General features: G+C 53.9%; 28 protein-coding genes. 19 read left to right on the top strand and 9 right to left on the bottom strand.

What is annotated here, in order from left to right; genetic code table 11:
- Positions 1-2 precede the first annotated feature (2 nt).
- Complete coding sequence (locus tag EDB95_RS07825) at positions 3-455, bottom strand: hypothetical protein (RefSeq protein ID WP_133992339.1); 453 nt, start codon at positions 453-455, stop codon at positions 3-5.
- Positions 456-494: 39 nt separating this feature from the next.
- On the opposite strand from EDB95_RS07825, the gene EDB95_RS07820 reads away from it, so the two are divergent.
- A complete protein-coding gene (locus EDB95_RS07820) occupies positions 495-1874 on the top strand; it encodes a c-type cytochrome (RefSeq protein ID WP_133992337.1) in 1380 nt (459 codons plus the stop codon).
- A gap of 24 nt (positions 1875-1898) precedes the next feature.
- Here EDB95_RS07820 and EDB95_RS07815 read toward each other — a convergent pair whose 3' ends face one another.
- Positions 1899-2126, bottom strand: a complete 228-nt coding sequence (locus EDB95_RS07815; RefSeq protein ID WP_133992335.1) for a YtxH domain-containing protein — start codon at positions 2124-2126, stop codon at positions 1899-1901.
- 76 nt (positions 2127-2202) lie between these two features.
- Complete coding sequence (locus EDB95_RS07810) at positions 2203-2676, bottom strand: GAF domain-containing protein (protein ID WP_133992333.1); 474 nt, start codon at positions 2674-2676, stop codon at positions 2203-2205.
- Positions 2677-2722: 46 nt separating this feature from the next.
- Here EDB95_RS07810 and EDB95_RS07805 point away from each other — a divergent pair, with 46 nt between their 5' ends.
- The 15 genes from EDB95_RS07805 to EDB95_RS07735 all read left to right on the top strand — a co-directional run bounded on the left by EDB95_RS07805 (position 2723) and on the right by EDB95_RS07735 (position 15697).
- Positions 2723-3697, top strand: coding sequence for a DUF4421 domain-containing protein (locus tag EDB95_RS07805; protein ID WP_162852513.1), 975 nt, complete (start codon positions 2723-2725; stop codon positions 3695-3697).
- 46 nt (positions 3698-3743) lie between these two features.
- Complete coding sequence (locus EDB95_RS07800) at positions 3744-4991, top strand: efflux RND transporter periplasmic adaptor subunit (RefSeq protein WP_133992329.1); 1248 nt, start codon at positions 3744-3746, stop codon at positions 4989-4991.
- Positions 4978-6420 carry a TolC family protein gene (locus tag EDB95_RS07795; RefSeq protein WP_133992327.1) on the top strand — a complete coding sequence of 481 codons (1443 nt, stop codon included), beginning with the start codon at positions 4978-4980 and terminating at the stop codon, positions 6418-6420. The genes EDB95_RS07800 and EDB95_RS07795 overlap by 14 nt, the downstream gene beginning before the upstream one ends.
- Before the next feature lie 6 nt (positions 6421-6426).
- On the top strand, positions 6427-7092 hold the full coding sequence (locus EDB95_RS07790; protein ID WP_133992325.1) for an ABC transporter ATP-binding protein: 666 nt from the start codon (positions 6427-6429) through the stop codon (positions 7090-7092).
- A 2-nt stretch (positions 7093-7094) separates the two neighbouring features.
- The gene (locus tag EDB95_RS07785; RefSeq protein ID WP_133992323.1) at positions 7095-8360 is read left to right on the top strand and encodes an ABC transporter permease; all 1266 of its coding nucleotides are present in this window, start codon (positions 7095-7097) and stop codon (positions 8358-8360) included.
- 11 nt (positions 8361-8371) lie between these two features.
- Positions 8372-9556 carry an ABC transporter permease gene (locus EDB95_RS07780; RefSeq protein ID WP_133992321.1) on the top strand — a complete coding sequence of 395 codons (1185 nt, stop codon included), beginning with the start codon at positions 8372-8374 and terminating at the stop codon, positions 9554-9556.
- 6 nt (positions 9557-9562) lie between these two features.
- The gene (locus EDB95_RS07775) at positions 9563-10918 is read left to right on the top strand and encodes a sigma-54-dependent transcriptional regulator (RefSeq protein ID WP_133992319.1); all 1356 of its coding nucleotides are present in this window, start codon (positions 9563-9565) and stop codon (positions 10916-10918) included.
- On the top strand, positions 10902-12116 hold the full coding sequence (locus EDB95_RS07770; protein WP_133992317.1) for a sensor histidine kinase: 1215 nt from the start codon (positions 10902-10904) through the stop codon (positions 12114-12116). The genes EDB95_RS07775 and EDB95_RS07770 overlap by 17 nt, the downstream gene beginning before the upstream one ends.
- 29 nt (positions 12117-12145) lie before the next feature.
- A complete protein-coding gene (gene trxA / locus EDB95_RS07765) occupies positions 12146-12466 on the top strand; it encodes a thioredoxin (protein ID WP_133992315.1) in 321 nt (106 codons plus the stop codon).
- 76 nt (positions 12467-12542) lie between these two features.
- Positions 12543-12977: a type II RES/Xre toxin-antitoxin system antitoxin gene (gene parS, locus EDB95_RS07760; RefSeq protein WP_133992313.1), complete on the top strand. Its 435-nt coding sequence runs from the start codon at positions 12543-12545 to the stop codon at positions 12975-12977.
- A 3-nt stretch (positions 12978-12980) separates the two neighbouring features.
- A complete protein-coding gene (locus EDB95_RS07755; protein ID WP_133992311.1) occupies positions 12981-13430 on the top strand; it encodes an RES family NAD+ phosphorylase in 450 nt (149 codons plus the stop codon).
- Between the two features lie 4 nt (positions 13431-13434).
- Complete coding sequence (locus EDB95_RS07750) at positions 13435-13953, top strand: 3'-5' exoribonuclease domain-containing protein (protein WP_133992309.1); 519 nt, start codon at positions 13435-13437, stop codon at positions 13951-13953.
- A gap of 150 nt (positions 13954-14103) precedes the next feature.
- Positions 14104-14286: a type II toxin-antitoxin system HicA family toxin gene (locus EDB95_RS07745; protein WP_133992307.1), complete on the top strand. Its 183-nt coding sequence runs from the start codon at positions 14104-14106 to the stop codon at positions 14284-14286.
- 23 nt (positions 14287-14309) lie between these two features.
- The gene (locus EDB95_RS07740) at positions 14310-14717 is read left to right on the top strand and encodes a hypothetical protein (RefSeq protein ID WP_133992305.1); all 408 of its coding nucleotides are present in this window, start codon (positions 14310-14312) and stop codon (positions 14715-14717) included.
- Between the two features lie 494 nt (positions 14718-15211).
- Positions 15212-15697, top strand: coding sequence for a hypothetical protein (locus EDB95_RS07735; protein ID WP_133992303.1), 486 nt, complete (start codon positions 15212-15214; stop codon positions 15695-15697).
- Here EDB95_RS07735 and EDB95_RS07730 read toward each other — a convergent pair.
- Genes EDB95_RS07730 through EDB95_RS07720 form a run of 3 tightly spaced genes read right to left on the bottom strand, consistent with a single transcriptional unit; the run spans position 15694 to position 17103 of the window.
- Positions 15694-16281: a dihydrofolate reductase family protein gene (locus EDB95_RS07730; RefSeq protein WP_133992301.1), complete on the bottom strand. Its 588-nt coding sequence runs from the start codon at positions 16279-16281 to the stop codon at positions 15694-15696. The genes EDB95_RS07735 and EDB95_RS07730 overlap by 4 nt on opposite strands.
- Before the next feature lie 4 nt (positions 16282-16285).
- On the bottom strand, positions 16286-16786 hold the full coding sequence (locus EDB95_RS07725) for an SRPBCC family protein (protein WP_133992299.1): 501 nt from the start codon (positions 16784-16786) through the stop codon (positions 16286-16288).
- Entirely contained in the window at positions 16783-17103 is a 321-nt protein-coding gene (locus EDB95_RS07720) for an ArsR/SmtB family transcription factor (RefSeq protein WP_133992297.1), read from the bottom strand. Before EDB95_RS07720 ends, EDB95_RS07725 begins: the two co-directional genes overlap by 4 nt.
- Positions 17104-17268: 165 nt before the next feature.
- Between EDB95_RS07720 and EDB95_RS07715 the strand changes: the two genes are divergently transcribed.
- Positions 17269-18501, top strand: a complete 1233-nt coding sequence (locus EDB95_RS07715; protein WP_133992295.1) for an aryl-sulfate sulfotransferase — start codon at positions 17269-17271, stop codon at positions 18499-18501.
- Between the two features lie 35 nt (positions 18502-18536).
- Here the strand turns inward: EDB95_RS07715 and EDB95_RS07710 are convergent, their stop codons facing one another.
- From EDB95_RS07710 to EDB95_RS07700, 3 genes are read right to left on the bottom strand one after another with little or no spacing between them, the layout of a single operon-like run.
- The gene (locus tag EDB95_RS07710) at positions 18537-19463 is read right to left on the bottom strand and encodes a HipA domain-containing protein (RefSeq protein ID WP_133992293.1); all 927 of its coding nucleotides are present in this window, start codon (positions 19461-19463) and stop codon (positions 18537-18539) included.
- Positions 19464-19465: 2 nt separating this feature from the next.
- Complete coding sequence (locus EDB95_RS07705) at positions 19466-19795, bottom strand: HipA N-terminal domain-containing protein (protein ID WP_133992291.1); 330 nt, start codon at positions 19793-19795, stop codon at positions 19466-19468.
- The gene (locus EDB95_RS07700; protein WP_133992289.1) at positions 19779-19997 is read right to left on the bottom strand and encodes a type II toxin-antitoxin system Y4mF family antitoxin; all 219 of its coding nucleotides are present in this window, start codon (positions 19995-19997) and stop codon (positions 19779-19781) included. The genes EDB95_RS07705 and EDB95_RS07700 overlap by 17 nt, the downstream gene beginning before the upstream one ends.
- A 141-nt stretch (positions 19998-20138) precedes the next feature.
- Here EDB95_RS07700 and EDB95_RS07695 point away from each other — a divergent pair, with 141 nt between their 5' ends.
- Complete coding sequence (locus tag EDB95_RS07695) at positions 20139-21785, top strand: amidohydrolase family protein (protein ID WP_133992287.1); 1647 nt, start codon at positions 20139-20141, stop codon at positions 21783-21785.
- A gap of 94 nt (positions 21786-21879) precedes the next feature.
- On the top strand, positions 21880-22995 hold the full coding sequence (locus EDB95_RS07690; RefSeq protein WP_133992286.1) for a lanthionine synthetase C family protein: 1116 nt from the start codon (positions 21880-21882) through the stop codon (positions 22993-22995).
- The last annotated feature ends 50 nt before the right edge of the window (positions 22996-23045 follow it).

Below are 23045 nucleotides of genomic sequence, written 5' to 3'. Positions count from 1 at the left end.
GTCTAGGAATAACAAAGCGGGTCTGCAAGCGTACTGCGGATCTCGCTGCTGATACAAAGGATCAGCTTTACCCCTCCGCCTTCGTCCTGCCAGAACACTTTTTGGCGGAAGGAACACCAGCGATACCTCGGGATCATGTCCTGGGCAAGGAGCCTGAAACGAACCTCGCGAACGCCGGACCCGCTCATCTGTTGCAGTTCCCGGGCGTTGTTTTCCAGTATGGACCAGTCCTGGGGAACCACTATGGGCTCCAGCAGTTCCCGCAGCCGGATAGGGACGTCGCCGGGCGGTGGCGCACCGGCCCTGAACATCCATCCGTGTTTGCAGTTGTGGTAAACGACCAGGTCTTCGGCGGGATCATAAAGAAACATCCAGTCCGGTATCAGGTCTACGATGTGCTGCAACATGGCAGCAAAATCGGATTTAGTAAAACTGTAGGTGTTATACATCGGCATATTGCGTAGATTACGTTAGTAACGGAATATACTGAATTTATGAAACGATCCGTGGTTATAGGGGGCGTAATTGCAGGTGTTTTGTTCATTTTATCCGCACGGGAGCCCTCTCCCAAACCGGTGTATATCCCCGCCAGCCAGCAACGGTCGGGTGATCCTTCTTTAGGCTATGCCTATGTGGTAGAAGGCGACTACCTCCGCAGCGGCATCCCTTATGAATTCTTTATCAAGGCACTCGGCAAAGACAAACACCACTATATCACCCGGGACGGCCTAAACGCCAATATACCATATAATTTCACGGCCGTCAAGGCCCCCAACGGGGTGATGGTGGTCGTCCCCAACTGTCTGCAGTGTCATGCCCAGGTCTTCGGGGACAAGCTCATCATCGGTTTGGGGAATACCGACCAGGACTTTACCCACAACCTGCACGCCGAACCCCAGATCCTGCGCGGCTTTATTAAGGCCTATTATGGCAAAAATTCGGACCACTACGAAGCCGCCGCCCGGTTTATCCAGGTGACCGGCACCGTATACCCGTCCCTGGTGACCCGTGTCAGGGGCGTCAATACCGCCGACCGCCTGGCCGCCCTGCTGGCCGCCCACCGTGATCCGCGAACCCTGCACTGGAGCGATACGCCTTCTTTGTCCATCCCCGCGGAAGTCATCCCCACCGACGTGCCCGCCTGGTGGCTCCTCAAGAAAAAGCACGCGATGTTCTACAACGGCTTTGGCCGCGGGGACTTTGGCAAGTTCCTGATGGCGTCGAACCTGCTGACCGTGGAAGACACCGCGGAGGCGAACGTTGTCGACAGCCACATCCCGAACGTCCTGTCGTGGCTGCTGACGCTGGAACCACCCAAGTATCCCTACCCTGTGGATGCCGGCCTGGCTGCCCGGGGCAAGGAGATTTTTACCGCCCTCTGCGCGCATTGTCACGGGACGTATGGACCGGAGGGTGCGTACCCCAACCTCCTCATCCCTGAAGAGATCGTTCGTACGGATTCCTTTTTATACAAAAGTAATTTCCAATACCCCCAGTTTATCGACTGGTTCAATAATTCCTGGTTTTCCAGCGGTCCTTATCCCGCCCAGCTATCCCCCTTCAACGGCTATATCGCCCCACCCCTCGACGGGATCTGGGTCACCGCCCCCTACTTCCACAACGGGTCCGTCCCCACGCTGGAGGCGGTGTTGGATAGCAAAAACAGACCCACCTACTGGAGCCGCTTTCTTGGTTCGAAAACCGTGTACGACTACCAGGACATCGGGTTCAAGGTGGATACGTTCGCGGCCCCCGGGGGAAGTACCGTGTACAACACGACCTTGCCCGGTTATGGGAACTATGGACACACCTTTGGGGATAAGCTGTCGGATAAGGAGAGGAAGGAAGTACTGGAGTACCTGAAGACGTTATAAGGCCGCCATTCCGGCGGCCTTTTATTAGACCTTTGCCTGGTTCCGGAGATCATACAGGTCATCCTGCATGTTGCTGGCGTGACTTTTTACCTTGCGTCCTACGCTTTTCAAATGATCGTAGATCTCGTCGATTTTGTCGGAAATGTCTTTGCGGGTCTCGCTACCCTTTTTGGGCGCCATCAACAGGCCCAGGGCGGCACCGGCGGCGGCCGCAGCGGCCAGACCGATGAGGAAGGTGGAATTTTTTGCCATAGAAATGGTTTTACTTTTGGTTAGCGATTAGATTCAAAAAAACGAAATAACCATGCCAAAAATGGTCTTTGAAGCGTTAAAACGGAATCATCGCCGCTACGCGTTCAAGGTACAGGCGGTCGGTCAGGTCATACGTATCCAGTTCGGCGCTGTCCACGTCCAGCACCCCCCGGACCACGCCGTCCCTGATCAGCGGAACGACGATCTCCGAACGCGACAGGCTGCTGCAGGCAATGTGCCCCGGAAACGCCTCGACGTCGGGAACGATCACGGTCCTGGCTTCCGCCCAACTGGTCCCGCAAACCCCTTTACCCTTGCGGATCCGGGTACAGGCTACGGGTCCCTGGAACGGGCCCAGGACCAGCTCTTCTCCTTTGACAAGATAAAACCCCACCCAAAACCAGCCGAACTGTTCTTTCAACGCCCCTGTAATATTGGCCAGGTTGGCCACCAGGTCCGTTTCCCCTTCGAGAAGGCCCGTGATTTGTGGTAGGAGACCTTCGTATTGTTCTACCTTTGTACCAGTCGCGATGTGCAAATCTTCCGCCATACCCCAAAGATACGGGACCCTCTGTAAAACAATTATAGCGGTCCTGGTGCCTTTTTACGGCCTGGCGCAGACATTCGACTCTACCTACTACCATTCCTACCACCGGGAAATCACTGCCCGGATCTTTACGTCCAGGAAGTATACCCGCCTGTTGCTGTCCGAACCCGGGGGAACCCTCAAATACCGGCCGAATACCCCGCCGAACATCGGCATCGGCGCTACCTATAGCTTCGTGACCCTGAACCTGGCCGCCGGCCTCGGTTTTCTCGCGCCCCCGAATGAAAAAGGCAGGACCCGCTACCTCGACCTCCAAACCCACTTTTATTTCAGGCGGTTTTCCGTGGACCTTCTTGGACAGTTTTATCATGGCTATTACCTGCCCGACGCCGCCCTTCGCATGGACGCAGACTATTCCCGCCCGGACCTCCGCGTAGCCTACGGCGGCGCCGCCGGGTATTATGTATTCAACTTCCGCCGTTTCTCCTATCGCGCCGCCATGGTCTCGGACGAATGGCAGCTCCGGTCCGCCGGTTCTTTTCTGGCCGGCTGGGAGCTCTATTTCGGTTCTATCCGCGCGGACAGCGCGCTGGCGCCGTCCTTTCTGTCAAAAGACAGTTCAGGATACAAGACCAGGAGCGCCCGCTTTTTCGAAATGGGCCCCGGGGTGGGGTATGCCTATACGTTTGTCTGGCGGCGCCACTACTTTTTAACCGGCGGCGCTACCGTCGCCGGAGCTTATGGCACGACCCACGAATACGGGAACACCGCCGCTCAACACGAAGGATTTATTCCCCTCGTCACCTACCGTTTGTCCGCGGGGTACAACGGGTCCCTTTGGGGATTGCACGCGTCCTGGGTCAACGGGCAGGTGGCCCTGCCGGGGGTCTATGCCGCGGAAGCGTACCGGATAAAGACGGGGATCTATCGACTGACGGTGGTCAGGCGGTTCGTGCTGCCCGCTCGCGGAAAAAGTGTCCGGTATCGAGCACTTTTTTTTCCAACAAAATCGACAACTCGCTAATAGAGAGCGACTTACCCGTGGCACCGCCCTTGCAGCCACAACGGGCATGGATACAGCCCTCCCCGCATCGGTCACCAGAAAAAAACGACGCAACCGCCTCCTCTGGAGCATCCTCCTCCCGGTCTGCCTGGGGATCGCCTTTTGGATAACCTGGGGTTTTCTGACGCCGTCGATCAGCCGGTCGACATTGATCACCGCGGTCGCGGGTGTCGGGAATATGGAGAATACGATCAGCGCTTCGGGGGAGGTGCTCCCGGAATTCGAGGAGACGCTCACGAGCGCCATCGACTGCTCCATCCGCAAGGTCCTCAAGGACGAAGGGACAAAAGTGCACGCCGGTGAATCCATCCTCGCGCTGGACAAATCGGAGACGCAGGCGGAGTTGCAGAAACTGACCTTCCAGCTGGCCTCCAAACAGGGAGACATCGACCGCCTCCGGGTGGACCTGAACCAGAGCTATTCGGACATACAATCCAACGACGCGATCAAACAGTTGCACATCGGGAACCTGAAGGACGCGGTGGAGAACGCCAGGCGTTTGTATGACGCGGGCGGGGGAACGCGCGAGGACATCGAGCAGGCGGAACTAAACCTGAAGGTGGCGCAGGAGGAGAAGCGACAATTGGAAAGCCAGATCCGTTCGAAACAGCAAACCATGCAGCTGGACATAAAGGCGGCGGAGCTGGCGGCACAGATCCAGAAAAGCGACCTGGACGCGCTGGCACGGAAGCTAAAGCTGGCGGACGCCACCGCGACGAGGGACGGGGTCATCACCTATATCGACAAAAACATCGGGACCGCGGTCAAGACGGGGGAAACCCTAGCGCGGATTGCGGACCTGAGCAGCTTCAAGGTGTCGGGCAGCATTTCGGATACCTACCTGGACCAGCTCCGGGGAGGGATGCCGGCGATCATCCGCATCAACGACACGTTGCTCCGGGGGCATGTGGACAATGTCTACCCGTCGGTCCAGGGGGGCCTCGTCAGTTTTGACGTTCGCCTGGATCAGCCCGGTAATGCACAGCTCCGGCCCAACCTCAAGGTGGATGTTTTCCTGGTGACCGACACCCACAACGGCGTGGTTCGGGTAGCCAACGGGGCGGCATTCAAAGGGGGGAAGGTGCAGGATATTTTCGTGTTGAAAAACGGGAAGGCGTACCGGAGAACCGTGCGGATCGGCCTGACGAGCTTCGACTTTGTGGAAGTACAGGAGGGGTTGCAACCGGGGGACACGGTGATCGATTCGGATATGAGCGATTATAAAAACACAAAACAGCTCGATGTTGTTCGCTAAATTATATTGCGTAGGGCTGCTGTTATGCGTGCGGCCGGACACCGCACGGCTCACGCTGGCCGAAGTCGTGGAACTGGCCAGGCAAAATTCCATCGACGCCAAACAGGCCATTACCGTACGGAAGACCAAGTACTGGCAATACCGCACGTACCGCTCGAACTACCAGCCGCAACTGTCGATGACGGGTGTCGTCCCGGGATACAGCAAGACCTATACCCAGGTCCTCCAACCCAACGGGACCATCCTTTTCCAACCGGTGTACCAGGATAACGCCTCCCTCACCCTCAATTTCAGCCAAACCATCGCTGCCACGGGCGGGACCATCTACGGGGAGACCCAGCTCCAACAGTTCAACGATTTCAAGAACAAGGTCATCCTGTACAATGGCGTGCCGTACGCCATCGGCTACAGCCAGCCGCTTTTCCAATACAACAGCCTCCGCTGGGACAACCGGATCGAGCCGCTCAAATACCGCGAGAGCAAACAGGCGTATATCGAAGCCCAGGAAAAGATCGCCATTGCAGCGGAAGGCTATTTTTTCGACCTGCTCCTGGCGCAGGTGAACCTCCGCATGGCGGAGACCAACCGGCACAACACCGAAAAGATTCTGGGGATCGCGCGGATCAAATATGACCTGGGTAAAGTGTCGAAGAACGAGATCCTTCAGTTGCAACTGGAGCAGCTCAACACGGAAAAGGCGGAAGGCACCGCCCGCCGTGACCTGGAGATCGCCACCCTGACGCTGCGGACGTATACGGGGGAGGACTCGGCAGACAACATCGTCCTGAGCATCCCGGACATCATCAGCGACGTCACCATCTCCACGGACAAGGTACTGGACGAGGCCTACGCCAACCGTTCGGACGCCATCGCCTTTGTACGGAGGATCGCCGAAGCCCGGCGGGACGTGGCGCTGGCCAAGGGGCAGAACGGGCTAACGGCCACGCTCACGGCCAACTTAGGCTATTCCAATACGGGGCCCACGGTCCCCGACGTCTACCACGCGCCCCAGGACCAGCAGCTCCTCCAGCTCCAGTTCAACGTCCCCATCCTGGACTGGGGCCGCTCCAAGGCAAGGGCCCGGACCGCGGAGGCCAACGAGCAGTTGGTGGAATACACCGTGGAGCAGGACAAGCAAACGTTCAAACAACAAATCGTCACCCAGGTCTCGCTGTTCAACGTGATGAAAGACCAGGTGGGCCTCACCGCCCGGGCCGACAGCATCGCCGCCGCGAAATACGAGATCGCCCGGCAGCGGTACGTATTGGGCGACCTGAGCATCACCGACCTCAGCATCGCCTTCCAGGAGAACGACCAGGCCCAGCGGGACTACATCGGCGCGCTGCGGGATTTCTGGGGAGCGTATTACCAGTTGCGCTACCTTTCGTTGTATGATTTTGAAAAAAATGAAAAGATCACGTATAAATAAACACGTATGCTGCACCTTAAGAACATAGAAAAAGTCTACCGGACCGACACTGTGGAAACGCTGGCGTTGAAGAACATCAACCTCGACGTCGCCAAGGGCGAATTCCTCTCCGTCATGGGTCCTTCGGGTTGTGGGAAAAGTACATTGCTCAACATCATGGGTCTCCTCGACGGTCCCTCCAAGGGAGAGGTCCGCGTCGGCGGTCAGGCCACCGCACGGATGGGGGACAAACAACTCGCCCACTTCCGGAATAAGTCCATCGGGTTTATCTTTCAAAGCTACCACCTCATCGGTGACCTCCGGGTCCTCGACAATGCGGAATTGCCCCTGCTCTACCGCGCCATGAGCGCCCGCGAAAGAAGGGCACTGGCGGGGGAGGCACTCGGCCGGGTGGGCCTGGCCAACAGGGTCAAACATTTTCCCACCCAATTGTCGGGCGGGCAAAAACAACGCGTGGCCATCGCCCGTGCCATCGTGGGCAAACCCGACATCATCCTGGCGGACGAGCCCACGGGCAACCTGGATTCGGTGATGGGGGGTGAGATCATGGACATCCTGCTCGACCTTAACCGCACCGAGGGAACCACCATTGTCATGGTCACCCACGATGAAAGCATGGCGCGTCGCACGCACCGGCTGGTCAGATTGTTTGACGGATCACAAGTACAATAACCATGCTGCGTAATTATCTCAAAATCGCGATGGCCGTGTTGAAGCGGCGGAAGTTTTTCACTTTTATCAGCCTTTTCGGGATCAGCCTCACGCTGGCGGTCCTGATGGTGGCCACGGCTTTCGAGGACGGCGTCCTTCATCCAACCTACCCCGATGACAAGGGGGGCCGGATCCTCTATGTCAATTCTATCCACAAGTGGCACCAGACCAAAGGCTTTCTCACCAACGGGGCCGCGAGCTTCTTTTTCATCACCCATTATATGAGTACCCTCAAAACACCGGCCCTCATCGGTTTCGTGTCCAATCACACCGGTACCAATACCTATGTCAACGGCCGGAAGTTGTCCCTGCGTATCCGTTTTACGGACCAGCATTTTTGGGACATCCTGGGATATGACTTTCTGGAAGGCAAACCTTATGACAAAACCCTGATCGACAACGGGGGCAAGGTGGCCGTCATCTCCGAGGCCACCAAGGAAGCCTATTTTGGTAAAGACAAACCAAGTGTGGGTAAATATATTGAAGCGGACAATGTCCAATACCAGGTCATCGGGGTCGTACGGTCCGATCCCAATACCAATATTTTTTCCTCCGCCGACATTTACCTCCCTTACTCCCTTTCCAAGGTGAGCCTGGATTCGAAAGACCTGTTAGGGGATTACACCGGTATGATCCTGGCGCCCAGCCGGGCAGCCATTCCAAAAGTTCAGCAGGAGTTCAAAGAAATGTTTGCCCGGGTCCCCGTCGACGGCAAGGACTATGACCACCAGGCGGCTTATGCAGACCCTTTCCTGGTGACATTTACCCGGCAACTGTACGAGGGTTTTGGAGGAGAAGGTCCTTACAGGAACCCCCGCGAGGGCACGGGTCTTACCTATTTCTACCTGGGCGCCGCCCTGCTGGCTTTTCTTTTCATGTTGCTCCCCACCCTGAACCTGATCAGCATCAACACCACCCGGATCATGGAGCGTTCTTCCGAGATCGGGGTGCGTAAAGCGTTCGGCGCTTCTTCCGCGACCCTGGTCGTTCAATTCATCGTAGAGAACGTCTTCCTGACCCTGCTCGGGGGGCTGATCGGTGTCGCGCTTTCCCTCCTGGCCCTGGCCCTGATCAATCATTCCCAGGTGGTACCCGACCTCCACCTGACGCTCAACCTCACCGTATTGACCTGCGGGCTGGGGCTTTGTTTGTTTTTTGGCCTGCTCTCCGGTGTTTATCCTGCCTGGCGGATGTCCCGGCTCAACGTCGTCACCGCCTTGAAATCCTAAAAACGTCTACCATGCTCCAGCATTTATTCGCCCTCATGTGGAACAAAAAAAAGCAACACGCGCTCCTGGTGATCGAAATCTTTTTTTCCTTCATGGTCATTTTTGCGCTCGCAACCATGGGGGTTTACTTCTATAAAAACTATCGCCAGCCCCTCGGCTTAGCCGACAAAAACGTCTGGAACGTCAGCTTTACGAATGGCGGGAATGTAGCCTCGGCCGACTCCCTGGCACAGTTTTACCACAACCTGCAACTGACGGTGGCCTCTATGCCCGGCGTCGAGGACGCCTGTTACAGCAGCTTCAACATCCCCTTTATCAACGCCATGAGCAGCACCGGCATGCTCATCGGCAATACGTCCCACCAGGGGATATACTACTTTCAGGCAGACGATCATTATAACAATGTACTGGGCATGACCCTGCTCGAAGGCCGGTGGTTTGGAAAGGAGGACGACGCGGCAGCACACCCACCTGTCATCATCAACGAGGCCCTGAGAAAGACGGCATTTGGGAACGGACCCGCCCTCGGCCAGTTGACCGGGTCAGACAAAGACCAGAACCGCATGCGCGTCATCGGGGTCTTGGCCGACGCCAAATGGGCCGGGGACTATATGCCGCCTCATATATCGATGTGGACACGGATCGACACCGCGTTTTACCACGGCGTGAACATCATGCTTGTCCGGGTATCCCCCGACGCCGACGCCAACCTCGAAGCCAATTTGTACAAGACCCTGTCCAACGCGATGAAAAACGCCAACGTCAGCATTGGACACCTGGACGATACCAGAGACTCGATCGACGTCCAGTACCTGATGCCGGCGATTATTTTCATGATCATCGCCGCTTTCCTGGTCATCAATGTCGCCTTTGGCCTTTTCGGCGTGCTTTGGTACAACATCAACAAACGCAAAAGCGAGATCGGTCTCCGCAGGGCGGTGGGGGCCAGCGGCTGGTCCGTGTCCAGGCAGCTTTGGGTGGAAACCCTGATCCTGGCAACCTTTGGGGTGGTCATCGGGCTTTTCTTCGCAATTCAATTTCCCTTGTTGCATGTATTCGACATGTCGACGGGCGTATACATCGCAGCCCTTATTTTTACTATCTTGTTTATGTATGTCCTGGTTACTATTTGTTCCCTTTACCCCGGCAGACAGGCCGCGTCGATCTTTCCGGCCGAGGCCCTGCACGAAGACTAACGGCCTATGATCCTGATCATCGATGACGATATCGCTGTCCGGGCGTCGCTGGCGCTGCTGCTTAAAACACATAAGTACAGCGTGCGCGAGGCGGCCGGTCCTGCGGAGGCCCTTTTAGTGATGGACAAGACCGTCCCTGACCTGGTGTTGCTTGACCTGAATTTTTCCATGGGGACCACGGGGGAAGAGGGTTTGGAGTTGCTTGCCGTTCTTCGCGCCCGATTCCCCGACGTGCCCGTGATCCTCATCACCGGCTGGGGCAGCATCGCGCTGGCCGTGCGGGGAATGAAGCTGGGCGCCGGAGATTTTATTCATAAGCCCTGGGACAACGAACACCTCCTGGCCTCGATAAAAACCCTTTTGGACCTCCGCGGCCCACGTCCAGGCCGTCGCACCCGCCAGCAGTTGGACGCCCAGTTCCATTTCCAGCACATCATCGGCGAGGACCCGCGCATCCTCCAGATCCTCGACACCATCGGCCGGGTCGCGCCCACCGAGGCCTCCGTCCTCATCACGGGAGAAAGTGGTACGGGCAAGGAGCTCATCGCCGAAGCCATCCACCAAAACAGCCTCCGTTCTTCCAAACCCTTTGTAAAGGTCAACCTCGGCGGCATCTCCACCTCGCTTTTTGAAAGCGAGATGTTCGGCCACATCCGGGGCGCCTTTACCGACGCCCGTTTCGACCGGGCCGGCCGCTTCGAAACCGCGCACAAAGGCACCATTTTCCTCGACGAGATCGGCGACCTCGACGCCGGCAGCCAGGTAAAGCTGTTGCGCGTCCTCCAGGACCGGACCTACGAAGTACTCGGCAGCAGCCGCACCAAGACCGTGGACGTCCGGGTGGTGTGCGCCACCAACAAAGACCTCGCGGACATGGTCGCCCGCGGCGCCTTCCGGGAAGACCTGTTGTACCGCATCAACCTCATCACGCTCCACCTGCCTCCCTTACGGGAAAGGCCAAAGGATATTCCCCTCCTGGTCAATTTTTTTATCGGTAACCTCCGCGAGATTTATAACCGCCCGTCCTTATCCGTCTCTGCCGCCGCCATGCGCTGGCTGCAACACCTACCCCTCCCCGGGAACATCCGCCAGCTCAAGAACCTTGTCGAGCGGACGATCCTGGTTTCCGCTTCTGAAGAATTGCGCGTGGAGGATTTCATGGCCCAGCTCGAACGTTCCCCCACGAGCCCCGCTGGTCCCTTCCAGACCCTCGAAGCCATGGAGGTGGAAATGATCAAACGCGCCCTGGAGTTCCACAAACACAAGATCGCCCGGGCCGCCAAGGCGCTTGGCATCACCCGCAGCGCTCTCTACCGCCGCCTCGACAAATACCAAATCCCCTACGATGCGTCTGAGGACTAAGTTCATCCTGCTGGTGGTCCTCCTACATGCCACGTTGCTCGTGCTTTCTTTTATGGTATGGCGCAGCACGCCTCTCGTGTTTATTCTGTCGGAAGCCGTGCTGGTCGGGTCCCTGGCCATCTCCTGGAGTCTTTACCGCCAGCTCATCCGTCCCCTGCGCATGCTCATGGAGGGCATCGAGGCCATCCGCGACAAAGACTTCACCGTCAAATTCCGGCCCACCGGCAAATACGAGATGGACCAGCTCATCGACGTCTACAACCGGATGATCGACGAGCTCCGCGCTGAGCGGACGCGCCAGGAGGAGCAGCATTTTTTTCTGGATCGCCTGATCCAGACCTCCCCTACCGGGATCATCATTCTCGATTTTGACGGGCGTGTTCAACAGGTCAATCCCGCCGCTGCGCCTCTGTTGTCCGAAGAGCTGTTCGCCTTTTTGCGCGCCTTGCCCACCGGCGGCTCCCGGGTTGTCAAGCTCCACGGCGTCCACACCTACAAGCTGCAAAAGTCCCAATTTATGGACCGCGGCTTCCCTCGCCAGTTCGTGATGATCGAAGAACTCACCGCCGAGCTCCTCGCCGCCGAAAAAGATACCTATGGCAAGGTCATCCGCATGATGGCCCACGAGGTCAATAATACCATCGGTCCCGTCAACTCCATCATACAAACGGTTTCGGCTGGGCACCCCCTGCCACCGCCGTTACACGAAGCCCTCACCGCGGCGTTTCAACGCAACCAGCACCTCAATCACTTTGTGCGCAACTTCGCCGAGCTTGTGAAGCTGCCGCCACCTGTTCTTCAGCCGGTCGATCTTCATTTAATTGCTGTTTCCGTGGCCCAGCTCATGTCGTCTCAATTCCCGGTCACCCTCACCCTCTCCCCCGGATCTTTTATGGTGTCTGCCGACGTGTTGCAAATGGAGCAGGCCCTGGTCAATATCGTCAAAAATGCGATCGAGGCCATCGATGGTTCCGGTGCCGTCAACATCTCTTCCTCCGGCCGCTGTCTCGTCGTCACCGACAATGGCCGTGGCATTCCCGCCGATGCCCCCTTGTTCACGCCCTTTTACAGCACCAAAAAGGACGGACAGGGGATCGGGCTCACCCTCGTGCGCGAGATACTGGTGCAGCATGGGTGCGAGTTTTCGCTTTTAACGTCGGAGGGGGTGACGCGGTTTACGATACAGTTCCCAGACTAGGTTTCGTACCTTTGTTTCAAACGACACCTATGTCCACCCCCGAAAAGCCCTCTTTTGGCGCGTTGATCCAAGGTTCCAAGCCCGTCCTGGTCGATTTTTCCGCCGAATGGTGCGGCCCCTGCAATGCCATGCCCCCCATCCTCAAAGAGCTCAAAGAAAAAATGGGCGACAGCATCTCCATCCTCAAAATCGACGTCGACCGCAACCCCGCCGTTGCCGCCACCTACCAGGTGCAAAGCGTGCCCACCCTCATCGTTTTCCGCAACGGACGGGTCCTTTGGCGGCAAAGCGGGGTGATGCGCGCTGACCAACTGAAGTATGTGTTGGATGGGATATTGCAGGAGGCCTGAGCCTTTATTTCGCGGCGCCGTCCCCGGCCCGGAAATTTTTCCTTTTTCTTCGGAAATTTTTCCGTAACTTTATCACATGATCCCCGGAGAAAACAGAAAGGCAGGCCAGGTCCTGGCCAAATATCAGCGGTCGTTCGACAACGCGATCGCCCTCCAATACGACGCCAAAAAGGGCCTCAAACCCGACGCCGTCTTCGATTTTATTGCCCTTTCCCAATACTCCGCCCAGGTCGTTGAGCAACTCCTCAAAAAGACCTTCAAAACCCTGACCACCTACAAAGCCCAAAACACCCCCCTCGACTCCACCATCAGCGAAAAACTCCTCAAGCTTTTCGCCCTCTACGACAAAGGCATCACCGTCTTCGGATCCGTGGAAGCGTTCAATGAGTGGATGGCCGCCCCCGCCTTCGGACTCGGCAACCAGGTCCCCCAAACCTTTATCGACACCATCACCGGCATCGACCTCGTGGGCGAAGAGCTCTCCCGGATCGAATACGGAGACCTCGCCTAGCCTATGATTGTCTACAGGATTACCCTCGCACGCTATGCAGACACCCTTAGTGCTTCCGGGAATCCGGCCCGGTGGAATTCCAAGGATGTCAAGGTCATCTACACCGCGGCCAGTCGCGCGCTCGCCTGTCTCGAAAACGTCGTTCACCGGAGCGCCCGTGGGTTGGATGGAAGTTTCAGGACGGTGCTGATCGAGCTCCCTTCTTCTGTCGTTATAGAATCGATTGCGCTCTCCTCTTTGGCGCCCGACTGGAGGGGGTATGTGCGTATGCCTTATACACAGCGCATAGGCGATGCGTGGGTTGCCTCCGGGGCGTCGGCGGTGTTGAGGGTGCCTTCGGCGATTGTGCCGGAGGAGTATAACTTCATTTTAAATCCCACGCATCCGGATTTTGAACGGATCAAACACCTTCGGGTGGAGGCGTTTGAGTTTGATGCGCGGTTAAAAAAATAATTTTATGGCCTATATCATGGTCGACATTGAAAGCGATGGTCCAATACCCGGCGACTACTCGATGATCTCCTTCGGCGCAGTACTCGTCGACAAGACCTTGGAAAAAACATTTTACGGCCGGCTAAAGCCCATCTCCAATAAATTCATTCCTGAAGCCCTTGCCGTATCCGGTCATACCCGGGAAGAAACCCTGGCCTTTGACGATCCACAAAAAGTCATGAACGAATTTGCCACCTGGATCAACACCCAAAGCAAAGACCGGCCCATATTCATTAGTGACAACAACGGTTTCGATTGGATGTTTGTCTGCTGGTATTTCCACCATTTTACGGGGAGCAACCCGTTCGGTTTTAGCTCCCAGAACCTCGGAAGTCTTTATAAGGGGCTCGTAAGGGATACGTTTAAGTCCTTTAAGCATCTGCGCAAAACCAGGCATACCCACCATCCGGTGGATGATGCCAGGGGGAATGCGGAGGCGTTTATAAGTATTATTGGGGAGTATAAGTTGAAGGTGAAGCTTTGATGATGTAATCGAATTTTTAATCACAACACATTCAATTGCAAAGGATACAATTGTTATAAAATTTGAGGGATTTATAACTAAAATGTTATTTTTGTAGTAGCATCCAATAACACATTCGTTATTTTTACAGGCGAAACAGATCGCCGCAATATGAAGTTTTCTGAGTTGCAACGCTTGCTGGAAAGGGATGGATGGTATGTGAAAAGAGCAAGCGGTCACTTGATTTATGTGCATCCCACCAAACCAGGCATCATACCCCTTGGCAAGCACGGCACCAAAGAAGTGCCACAGGGTACCGCTAATAAGATATTGAAGCAAGCGGGGCTGAAATAGCCCCAGCATTTAAAATGAATAGTATGAAAAAGAAAAAAGTGATCCTTGTTGTCGAAGCCTCCTCTACAGGGTTTGGCATTTATGGCGATGACTTCCCGGTAACGGGTTATGGGGATACGGTAGACGCAGCAAAAAAAGATCTGGAAAATGCCATTCGGGACGTACTGGATTTTTGCAAAAAAGAAGGCAAGGAACCTGATCCTGCTCTAAATGGCGGTAATCTGGAGTTTATTTTTAAATACGATATAGCCAGCATTTTTAATCACTTCGGCATGCTTGACGCAACAGGTCTGGCAAAGAAGATCGGCATGAATCCGTCGCTTTTACGGCAATATAAGACGGGACATGCGCTGGCTTCGGATAAGCAGAAACAAAAGATTGAGCAGGGGTTGCATGAATTAGGAAGAGAATTGTTGAGCGTCAGATTATAAGCCACTGTCGACACTCCCCCCAAAAAAATCCGCACAAAGCTGCTGAAACCCATTCCACCCACAAGACCCGTCCTGCTTACTGACCTCCAGGTAAGGCGCTTCAATCTTGTATGTCCCGTATGTGGTGCAGTATCCAGGAAATTTACGGCCGAATTCGCGGCCGAATTTTTGGAATGCGTCTGTTGCGCCAAGGGGAAGCGTGGCAGTCTTTAAGGGGTGGGAAGGGCTCTTCAGCAAGTCGAAAAGACGAGCAGTGAAATTATCCCCCTGTCTTTTTATCGTCAATTTCATTTTAGCCGAACCAAAACAACCCTCCTCCGTGTAATAAATCCACACCTGCTGTCCATCCTTAAGACTCGCCATGGCTTGTGGCACATCGCGTACCCGGTGGGATACGCAGGAACAGGCGAGAAGAAGGCAGCCGAGAAATAGCAGTATTTGATGGTAGACGCGCATCGAGCCCTAAAATAAAAAATTTGTCCTATTTTCCATGTATGCACCTCATACCCCACCTGCAGAAAAAGTTCGAGCTTAACCTGAGTGGCGCACAAGTTATAGAGACACTGAAAAGATCAGTGGATAAGAACCCGATAAGAATCGACGGCAGAAGTTATCTGGACAATCCTTTCGTAGGAACCTTCGAGGCTAATTCATTTGTGCTCACCGGTAAATGGAGAACAAATTCCCGGAGACGGATGTTTATTCCCATCGCCACCGGCAAAATTGAAAGCATACCACAGGGGACAGTTCTCCATCTTACAGTGGCGCCCCCCTGGTCGGATTACATTTTCCCGCTGATTTTTTGTTCCGCCATTCTGACCTTGGGGGGTTTCCAGCTGTCTTCGCGTGATACCGGCACGTTGGTCTGGGCTGTCGGGTTTACCTGTATGATGTACGTTACGGCAGTGGTGGCGTTCAATATAAATGCGGACAAATATGTCAGATTTCTGGCCGGGATGTTACCCATCGACGCAGTTTAAATACCTACACTGCGATAGGTTTTTGCCATGGTCCCTCCCGGAAAAGTCTTCACATCCACCAACTTCAGGTAAAGCGGTGCGCTAAGACCGGTAAAGACCGGCGCCCCCGATCCTAGTGCGACCGGATGGATACCCAGGACGTATTCATCGATGAGCCCCGTTGCGATGAGGTTCCGCATAAATCCTGCGCCGCCGATGGCCACGATCGGTTTACCCGGTTCGGCCTTGAGTTGCCGGATATTTTCGGCCAGATCGCCATCGAAAACCCGCGCCTCCGCCCAGGAAAGCGCGGCGACCGACGGGTCAGGCCCCGGATCGATGCCTTTAAATCCTTTTTGGGTAAAGACGGCCTTGGGGATCTCGTTCATCGGTGTGGCAAAAGGCCCGGTCGCCGTCGGCCAGTAAGGGGCCATCCCCTCAAACGACTTCCTGCCCATGACGATCAGCCCGGCCTCCCACACTGCCCCGACACTCCAGGCCTGTGACTCCTCGTCCCCGGTCTTGAAGACCCAGGCATTGCCACCAGCCGCGTCGCTTACGAAACCGTCGAGCGACATCGACATTTTCATGATCAGCTTCCGCATACATTTATTTGTGGGTGACCAAAGTGAGTAAATATTCGTCCAGGTTGCTGAATCCTGCGGCAGTGCCTTCTTTGAAGCCCCTGGAGACCATCATTTCAAAGATGGAAAGGTCATCGAATTTCTTTTCAACATAAACCGTGGTTAGCTCCGGGCCCGGCTTAAAAGAAGTTGTCGTCATGGAGAAGTGATCATTGAGGTTATTGCCATTCTCATCGCAAAAGGAATTCCTCGATAAGAAACTGGTCTTGGGTTCGATCTTTATATACTTAGCCAAAGACCAGTGGTAGACGTTCTCCGGGGAGATCATGGCCGTTAAACAACGCCCACCTTCCCGGAAGTCCATCTCCTTTATGTGGGCCCTGAAAGGTTTGGGCGCCGTCCACTGGATCAGAATTTCCGGTTTTGTAAAGGCGTCCCAGACGAGGTCGAGGTCGGCGGCAAATTCACGGGTAATGTGAATGGTTTTCGCTTCTTTGTCCGCGGTGAAATCAAACAGCAGGTTCATTTTTGTTTATTTTTTAGCGTGAACAATACTTCATCGAGGCGTTGATATCTTTCTTCCACAATCTTCCGGAACTGGTCGAGCCAGATATCGATTTCTTTCATTTTATCGATTTTTAGTTCATAAAAGATTTCCCTGCCCTCTTGCTTTTTGGCCAGCAAGTCGCATTCGGACAGGATGCGCAAATGTTTGGATATGGACTGCCGGGTGATGTCGAAGTGCTCCGCAATGGCATTGGGGGTCATGGCGTGCACGGCGATCAGGACGAGGATCGCCCGTCGGGTGGGGTCGGCAATGGCTTGAAAAATGTCGCGTCTCATAGAATTTTAAATAAGAAACCGTTCGGTTGCGAATATACGCGCAACCGATTGGATTCGCAAATTTATTTTTAAAAAAGCAATTCTGAATTTTGGTTAAACCCCCCGCCAAAACAACTGTCCATAGGACAACAACCCAACATCTCTTTAACCTAGAAACGATCCACTATGAGAAAATCGAAGCAGCCTGACCGGCTACTTGGAGGGGTTTTTTGTGCCCTCATCGCAGCAACCTCCTGCCACAAAGGCGACAAAGCCGTAACCCCTCAAAATGTTACAACGACGACAACAACAGTCGACACACTCCCCCAAACCATCTACACCAGCATCGATTCGTCGGGGACGCCGACACCCGGGATCATCCTGGCGGCGCCGGTAACGACGTTGACCACGGCCATCACCCCGGACCCGGGCATGGTCATGATCATGAACCAGGACGGCTGGGTCCTCAAGGAGCAACAGACGACAGGACAGGCCTTTGATTTCAACCGCTGGATCATCAACGGGCAGACCTATTATACCTACATCGTCAATAACCCGAGTGCCTATCGGGCAATGGGCGTTGACCAGGATGAAGGATATGCGGTGATCGCGGACAGCAACCTCAATACGGTTCAGCAGGTCAACTTCACGCCTTTCGGCGACTACGCTTTCCAGGCCACGCAGGGCCTGGACATCCATAATTTCCTCCTGATCTCGCCAACCGACTACATCACCGAATCCTACATCATAAAACAGGTCACCAATATACCGTCCTACGTTCCGCACATAGACAGTGCGTGGGTCATAGCGCCGCTGATCGAAGAAGTCAGCAACGGCAACGTCGTGTGGAGCTGGGACGCGAGCACGGATACCGCGCTTTATGCCAACGCCGCGGTGGGCAATAACTTTTTGAATCCGGACACTGCCCAGGACTATGTGCACCTGAACTCCATCACCATCGATCCGCGCGACAACAACCTGATCCTATCCATGCGCAACCAATGCCAGGTCATGAAAATCAACCGGCAGACCGGGGCGGTGATGTGGAAGCTGGGCGGCAAGAACAGTGATTTTGCGTTGACCAGCAACGAGGTTTTCCTGTTTCAACACCACGCCACGCTGGCCGACAGCAACCAGACCCTATTGCTCTTCGACGACGGCGATCCCATCTTGCGGCCCTATTCGAGGATCGACGAATTCCAGTTGGATGAAACCAATAAGGTGGTCACCAACTTCAAGACCTTTGACATCCCGGAGGCGTTTACAGACGTGATGGGTTCCGTGCAGAAAATGGGCAACGAGTATTTTATCGGAGGCGGCTCGGCCAACTATATCCTGGAAGTCAACTATGTGACGGGGCAAAAGGTCATGGAGCTCAAAAGCTCCGTCTGGGCGACGTACAGGGCGTTTAAATATTGATGAAAAAAGCCCCGGGGGCTTGGACTTCGGGGCTTTTATCCGGCAAACAGTCTTTGTTTTTCATTCCATATTTGCCAATAAGTGTTCTGCATCTCAGGTGGCAAAAACGAAGCCTGTATCATTTGCTGAACAGCAGGGTTATGATTTTGAAATTTTCTGTAGCTATTTTCTCTTACCTTGACTGGTATACCCAAGACTGTTCCCAGCGCTTCAAAATCCCGTAGCTGAATATTTTTCTTTCTTCCATTTAGAAGAAGAGCCGTCTCTTCCTGATCTTTTGGGAAAACCAGGTTGACATTGAGCAAGTCATAGGCTGGGCTAAAATCGATGGTATCTTCCCGATGAATCAGAGAAAAGTTCTTCAGATGCATGTCGTTATTACCAGTCACATAGCCAAACAGAAGCAGTTCAAAATATTTCAGAATATCGAGACCTGTATTCGTGCAATAGGTTAAAATAATTTTGCCCGCCCGCTCGTAAGAACCTTTGTATTTATTTTCTGTAAGAAACTCCGAGAGCTGGCAGAAGTCTTCGACATGAATTTTTTTATTGTTTTCCCGGTCAAATCGTCTCGCCAGATACACCAGGGCCCCGTCGCTGGCGCGTAATAGTGTATGACTGCATACTTCTACTCCGAAAATACCGGCCAGGTGCATGGTAAGATCTTCTGTTTCCGGCATGGCAGGCAGGGAGTCGTGTTGAGGCTTAAGGATATATTCACCCCACAGGCCAACGATGGTGAGCCGTCCGGTTCCTTTGTTCTTGTCAAGCGTTACTGATAATTTGGGTTGTACACCTGTAAGGGCGATTCGCTCGTTGATGGTTTGTTCGGCAAGTTGTTTCAGAAGATTTTTATTGAGCTCCAGTGTAGGCAATTCATCTGTGCCAAAGAATTTCTTAGCGCAGCGGCCGTGGTAGTCTTCATTACCGGCATCCTGATAGCAAATAAGACAATTGGGCATAGTTATACGTTTTCTTCGACGGGAATTACGCTGACGGCGCCAATGGCGTCCCTGCAGGTCAATAGTAGCAATTCAAATCTGTCATTTGCCTTTACCTTCCAGTGATCTTTGGCAATGTCCAGCAACCAGCCTTCGGGAATTAACCCGTCAAAAAAGGCAAACAGCGTATAGCTATGATACTTGGCGGCGCGAATGGGTAATGTAAGACTTATCGGTCGTGCGCCCGGCGCTTCCAAGTATTTCTTATCATAAATGAATTCATAGCCAGCGTCTGACTCTGCGAGCCAACCTGCCAACGAATCGCGATAGTAGATTTTAGCTGTCTTGCTCATAAGACTTAGATTTAGGCGCTGGTATCAATTCCATACCGAAAAGAGACAGTAACTGGTTGACTTTATCCATCCGCATTGACGATTTACCTTGTTCGATCTCTCGGATAAGACGTAATCCCAGTCCTGACTTTTGCGACAGGTCTTGTTGGGTCATTTTATGGGCTTTGCGTTTTTCTTTAACCACTTTGGCAAGGGGAGTCATTTTATACCCTTTTAGGTATAAAATTAACACATTTTCGGAATTATACCCATTTAGGTATAGTATAAAGTTTTATTTTAAAAATATACCCATTTAGGTATAAATTCTCTCCCTTTTCCTCTCCCCTTTTTCTATGTTTACCCCATGATCGTCTCCTCCACCAAACCCCTCGCTCTTATCGGCGCCCTTTGGGACCCGGCCATAGGTGAAACTGAGAAAGTCGTCCTTATAGAGAACGGCAAAATCGCGCAGCTCCTGGAAGGAACCGCCGCCGTCCCCCCCGGTTTCACCCCTATCCGGCTCCCTCCGGGCACCGTCATGTTCCCGGGCCTGATCAACCTGCACACCCACACCACCTACAATATTCTGCCCATCTGGGACAGCGGCCAGGTGTGGAAAAACCGGTTCCAGTGGCGGAATAACCCGGCGTACAAACAGAACATCGGGGGCCTGCTGGATTATATTCAAAAGAACTGGCAGCATGACCCCGATCCTCACTTCGTAGCGGCAGTTGCCCAAAAGGCGACGAACAATACCCCCGCGGAGACGACAGCGGCGGTGGAGACAGCCGCGGCGGCGGCGCTGGCCGCCGCAGTTGCCCAGGTCAACCTTGCCTACGCGGTCATCTCCGAGATCCAGGCCGTCGCCGGTGGAACGACCCTTATCCAGGAAACCGCGAACCTGGACCAGGAACCCGCGGGAGAGCGGTCATTCATCATTCGTAATACCGGCGACCAAACCGACCTTCAGATAGCGGGGACCCAACAGGTCTTCTCGGTGGTCGATTTTTACAGACCGGACGTTCTGCCGGACGGGACGGCCGGCCAGGATACGAGCGCCTGGACACCCGTACAGCAGCAGTCCTATACCGATTTCGTCCAGTCCGTGAACAGCGGTAATGTGCCCTATTACACCACGCTGGTGCACCTGGGAGAAGGCAAGTCCGGGCTCCTCAAAAACAGCACCCCCGATCCCTACTCTCAAAAGGAGGTCACGCTGTTTTTCCAGTCCCTCGCGAGCGACATAAAAGACAACGGCAGCCTTTCCAAAGCACACCTTGCCCTCACTCACGGATGCGGCATTGACCCAGACCACCAAGCCCAGACGATGACGGCGGGAGCCATCAGCCTTATATGGTCTCCCGTATCCAACCTCCTGTTATACCTGGATACCACCGATGTCCGCAAGCTCATGGCCCATGGCATCAATATTTGCCTGGGTTCCGATTGGAGCCCGAGCGGAAGCAAGCACGTGCTGGATGAGGTGAAGTTTGCCGGGTTCGTGAGTGACCTGCTGGGGTGGGGCCTCAACAACAAAGACCTGTTCGCTATGGCAACCGTCAACGGGGCCAAAGCGCTGGGCGTTCCCGAGGCGGGCATCCTCCGGACGGGTGGTGACGCAGATCTGTTCGTATTTAAAAAGGTGAACCCTAAGGAGGAGGCCCTGGATGCCCTGCTCGCCGGTGACGACAGCGATGTGGAGTTCGTCATGGTCAATGGCCGGATCGTGTTTGGCCGAACGGCTTACTTCCAGGAGTTGGGGGTCGACTTCCAGGGATTTCCCGCTTCGGAAGGGGCTGGAGTTGCGCAAAGAGGTGTCAGTATCAATTCCAGCTTGTCCTTCGACCTGGTTCGCTCCCTGGAGATCATTGATACCCTGTTCGAGCGGTATTGCACGTCGGTCCTTCAGCAGCCCCAGATGAAGAGGACCAGGTTCCTGGCGTCGGATGATGCGGCGTATATGGGGAAAATGGAGGCGTTGAAGAAGAAGCTGCAAAGCCTGTATTTATAGGGTATGGGGCCACCTTTAACTTATCATGTCGGTAGGTATCCTATTTTTTAACTTTTAAAGTTCGGCACTTTGGATTTATCTTTATTTCCATCGCATGCCTTACCATCGACTACAAAATATCTACCTAGATATTAATAAAGATAAATCAGTCTCCCCCGCCCTTCTTACCGGAGCTGCCGGAATTCAACTATTCAATTTATTATACCTAAAAAATAAAAACGAGACGGCCGACGAAGCATGTCAAGAAAACATCCAACTGCTTGCAGAGCATTCCCTTTCTTTCACCCACCCCACGTTTTGTAGCGGCTTTGCCGGAACAAACTGGTTTTTCAAATATTTGTATGGGAAAGGCCTGTTGACTTCAGAGGATGTAAGCATGCTGTGTTACCGGGACACGGAGCTGGAGAATACAAGCATACAAATGTTAGAAACCGGCAATTACGACTTTCTTCATGGCGCAGTGGGCATTGCGTATTATTTGCTTTATCCGCCGAATACAACCTCTGAAGGATACTTCCCGGATTTTTTCAGCATTATTTCTTCCCTTATTGACAAAAACACAACCGAGGTCAATTTCGGTTTGTCGCATGGCATTCCCAGCATTCTAAAGTTTTGTGTGCAATGCTTCAAACAAGGTATTTGTATGGATGCAAGCCAAAAACTGGCAGAACAAATCATCCTTATCTTATTGGCAAACACAAATCCGGACCCCGCTATTAATTATTTCCCATACAGCATTTCCACGGCAAAAGAAACCGAGCGTCGCACCCGTTTGGCCTGGTGTTATGGGGATCTAGGCGTTGGAATTGTGCTCTATCAGGCCGGAACGGTCTTTCAAAACAAACAATTGGTCGATTTCTCCCTGGAAGTGCTACTCCATTCAACCAAAAGAAAAAATAGCAAAGAAGCAAGGGTTTCCGATGCCTGTGTGTGCCATGGCTCAGCAGGCATAGCGCATATTTACAATAGAATGTGGCATTATACAAGGAACCCCGTATTTAAAGAAGCCTGCGACTATTGGATTCAGAAAACGGTTGAATTCAGCGCCCATGAAGATGGCATAGCGGGATATAAGAAATACGACGGCTTGAACAATGTATATATAAACGAAGGTGGATTGATCGAAGGAACCGCGGGCGTTGGTTTGGCATTACTAAGCTATTTGACCGGTGACTTTAGCTGGGATTATTGCCTGATGCTCAATGATTGACACTAATACATAAATTTTAAAACCAAAAAACAAAGTCCATGAAAAAGATC

The sequence above is a fragment of the Dinghuibacter silviterrae genome (assembly GCF_004366355.1).
GTDB lineage: Bacteria > Bacteroidota > Bacteroidia > Chitinophagales > Chitinophagaceae > Dinghuibacter > Dinghuibacter silviterrae.
Note: the sequence above shows the minus strand (reverse complement) of the source record. Positions and strands in the feature narration are given on the sequence as shown.

Excerpts from the sequence above, each read along its gene's own strand:
- EDB95_RS07825 (WP_133992339.1), bottom strand. The coding sequence starts at position 455 with ATGCCGATGTATAACACCTACAGTTTTACTAAATCCGATTTTGCTGCC.
- EDB95_RS07820 (WP_133992337.1), top strand. The coding sequence starts at position 495 with ATGAAACGATCCGTGGTTATAGGGGGCGTAATTGCAGGTGTTTTGTTC.
- EDB95_RS07815 (WP_133992335.1), bottom strand. The coding sequence starts at position 2,126 with ATGGCAAAAAATTCCACCTTCCTCATCGGTCTGGCCGCTGCGGCCGCC.
- EDB95_RS07810 (WP_133992333.1), bottom strand. The coding sequence starts at position 2,676 with ATGGCGGAAGATTTGCACATCGCGACTGGTACAAAGGTAGAACAATAC.
- EDB95_RS07800 (WP_133992329.1), top strand. The coding sequence starts at position 3,744 with ATGGATACAGCCCTCCCCGCATCGGTCACCAGAAAAAAACGACGCAAC.
- EDB95_RS07795 (WP_133992327.1), top strand. The coding sequence starts at position 4,978 with ATGTTGTTCGCTAAATTATATTGCGTAGGGCTGCTGTTATGCGTGCGG.
- EDB95_RS07790 (WP_133992325.1), top strand. The coding sequence starts at position 6,427 with ATGCTGCACCTTAAGAACATAGAAAAAGTCTACCGGACCGACACTGTG.
- EDB95_RS07785 (WP_133992323.1), top strand. The coding sequence starts at position 7,095 with ATGCTGCGTAATTATCTCAAAATCGCGATGGCCGTGTTGAAGCGGCGG.
- EDB95_RS07780 (WP_133992321.1), top strand. The coding sequence starts at position 8,372 with ATGCTCCAGCATTTATTCGCCCTCATGTGGAACAAAAAAAAGCAACAC.
- EDB95_RS07775 (WP_133992319.1), top strand. The coding sequence starts at position 9,563 with ATGATCCTGATCATCGATGACGATATCGCTGTCCGGGCGTCGCTGGCG.
- EDB95_RS07770 (WP_133992317.1), top strand. The coding sequence starts at position 10,902 with ATGCGTCTGAGGACTAAGTTCATCCTGCTGGTGGTCCTCCTACATGCC.
- trxA (WP_133992315.1), top strand. The coding sequence starts at position 12,146 with ATGTCCACCCCCGAAAAGCCCTCTTTTGGCGCGTTGATCCAAGGTTCC.
- parS (WP_133992313.1), top strand. The coding sequence starts at position 12,543 with ATGATCCCCGGAGAAAACAGAAAGGCAGGCCAGGTCCTGGCCAAATAT.
- EDB95_RS07755 (WP_133992311.1), top strand. The coding sequence starts at position 12,981 with ATGATTGTCTACAGGATTACCCTCGCACGCTATGCAGACACCCTTAGT.
- EDB95_RS07750 (WP_133992309.1), top strand. The coding sequence starts at position 13,435 with ATGGCCTATATCATGGTCGACATTGAAAGCGATGGTCCAATACCCGGC.
- EDB95_RS07745 (WP_133992307.1), top strand. The coding sequence starts at position 14,104 with ATGAAGTTTTCTGAGTTGCAACGCTTGCTGGAAAGGGATGGATGGTAT.
- EDB95_RS07740 (WP_133992305.1), top strand. The coding sequence starts at position 14,310 with ATGAAAAAGAAAAAAGTGATCCTTGTTGTCGAAGCCTCCTCTACAGGG.
- EDB95_RS07735 (WP_133992303.1), top strand. The coding sequence starts at position 15,212 with ATGCACCTCATACCCCACCTGCAGAAAAAGTTCGAGCTTAACCTGAGT.
- EDB95_RS07730 (WP_133992301.1), bottom strand. The coding sequence starts at position 16,281 with ATGCGGAAGCTGATCATGAAAATGTCGATGTCGCTCGACGGTTTCGTA.
- EDB95_RS07725 (WP_133992299.1), bottom strand. The coding sequence starts at position 16,786 with ATGAACCTGCTGTTTGATTTCACCGCGGACAAAGAAGCGAAAACCATT.
- EDB95_RS07720 (WP_133992297.1), bottom strand. The coding sequence starts at position 17,103 with ATGAGACGCGACATTTTTCAAGCCATTGCCGACCCCACCCGACGGGCG.
- EDB95_RS07715 (WP_133992295.1), top strand. The coding sequence starts at position 17,269 with ATGAGAAAATCGAAGCAGCCTGACCGGCTACTTGGAGGGGTTTTTTGT.
- EDB95_RS07710 (WP_133992293.1), bottom strand. The coding sequence starts at position 19,463 with ATGCCCAATTGTCTTATTTGCTATCAGGATGCCGGTAATGAAGACTAC.
- EDB95_RS07705 (WP_133992291.1), bottom strand. The coding sequence starts at position 19,795 with ATGAGCAAGACAGCTAAAATCTACTATCGCGATTCGTTGGCAGGTTGG.
- EDB95_RS07700 (WP_133992289.1), bottom strand. The coding sequence starts at position 19,997 with ATGACTCCCCTTGCCAAAGTGGTTAAAGAAAAACGCAAAGCCCATAAA.
- EDB95_RS07695 (WP_133992287.1), top strand. The coding sequence starts at position 20,139 with ATGATCGTCTCCTCCACCAAACCCCTCGCTCTTATCGGCGCCCTTTGG.
- EDB95_RS07690 (WP_133992286.1), top strand. The coding sequence starts at position 21,880 with ATGCCTTACCATCGACTACAAAATATCTACCTAGATATTAATAAAGAT.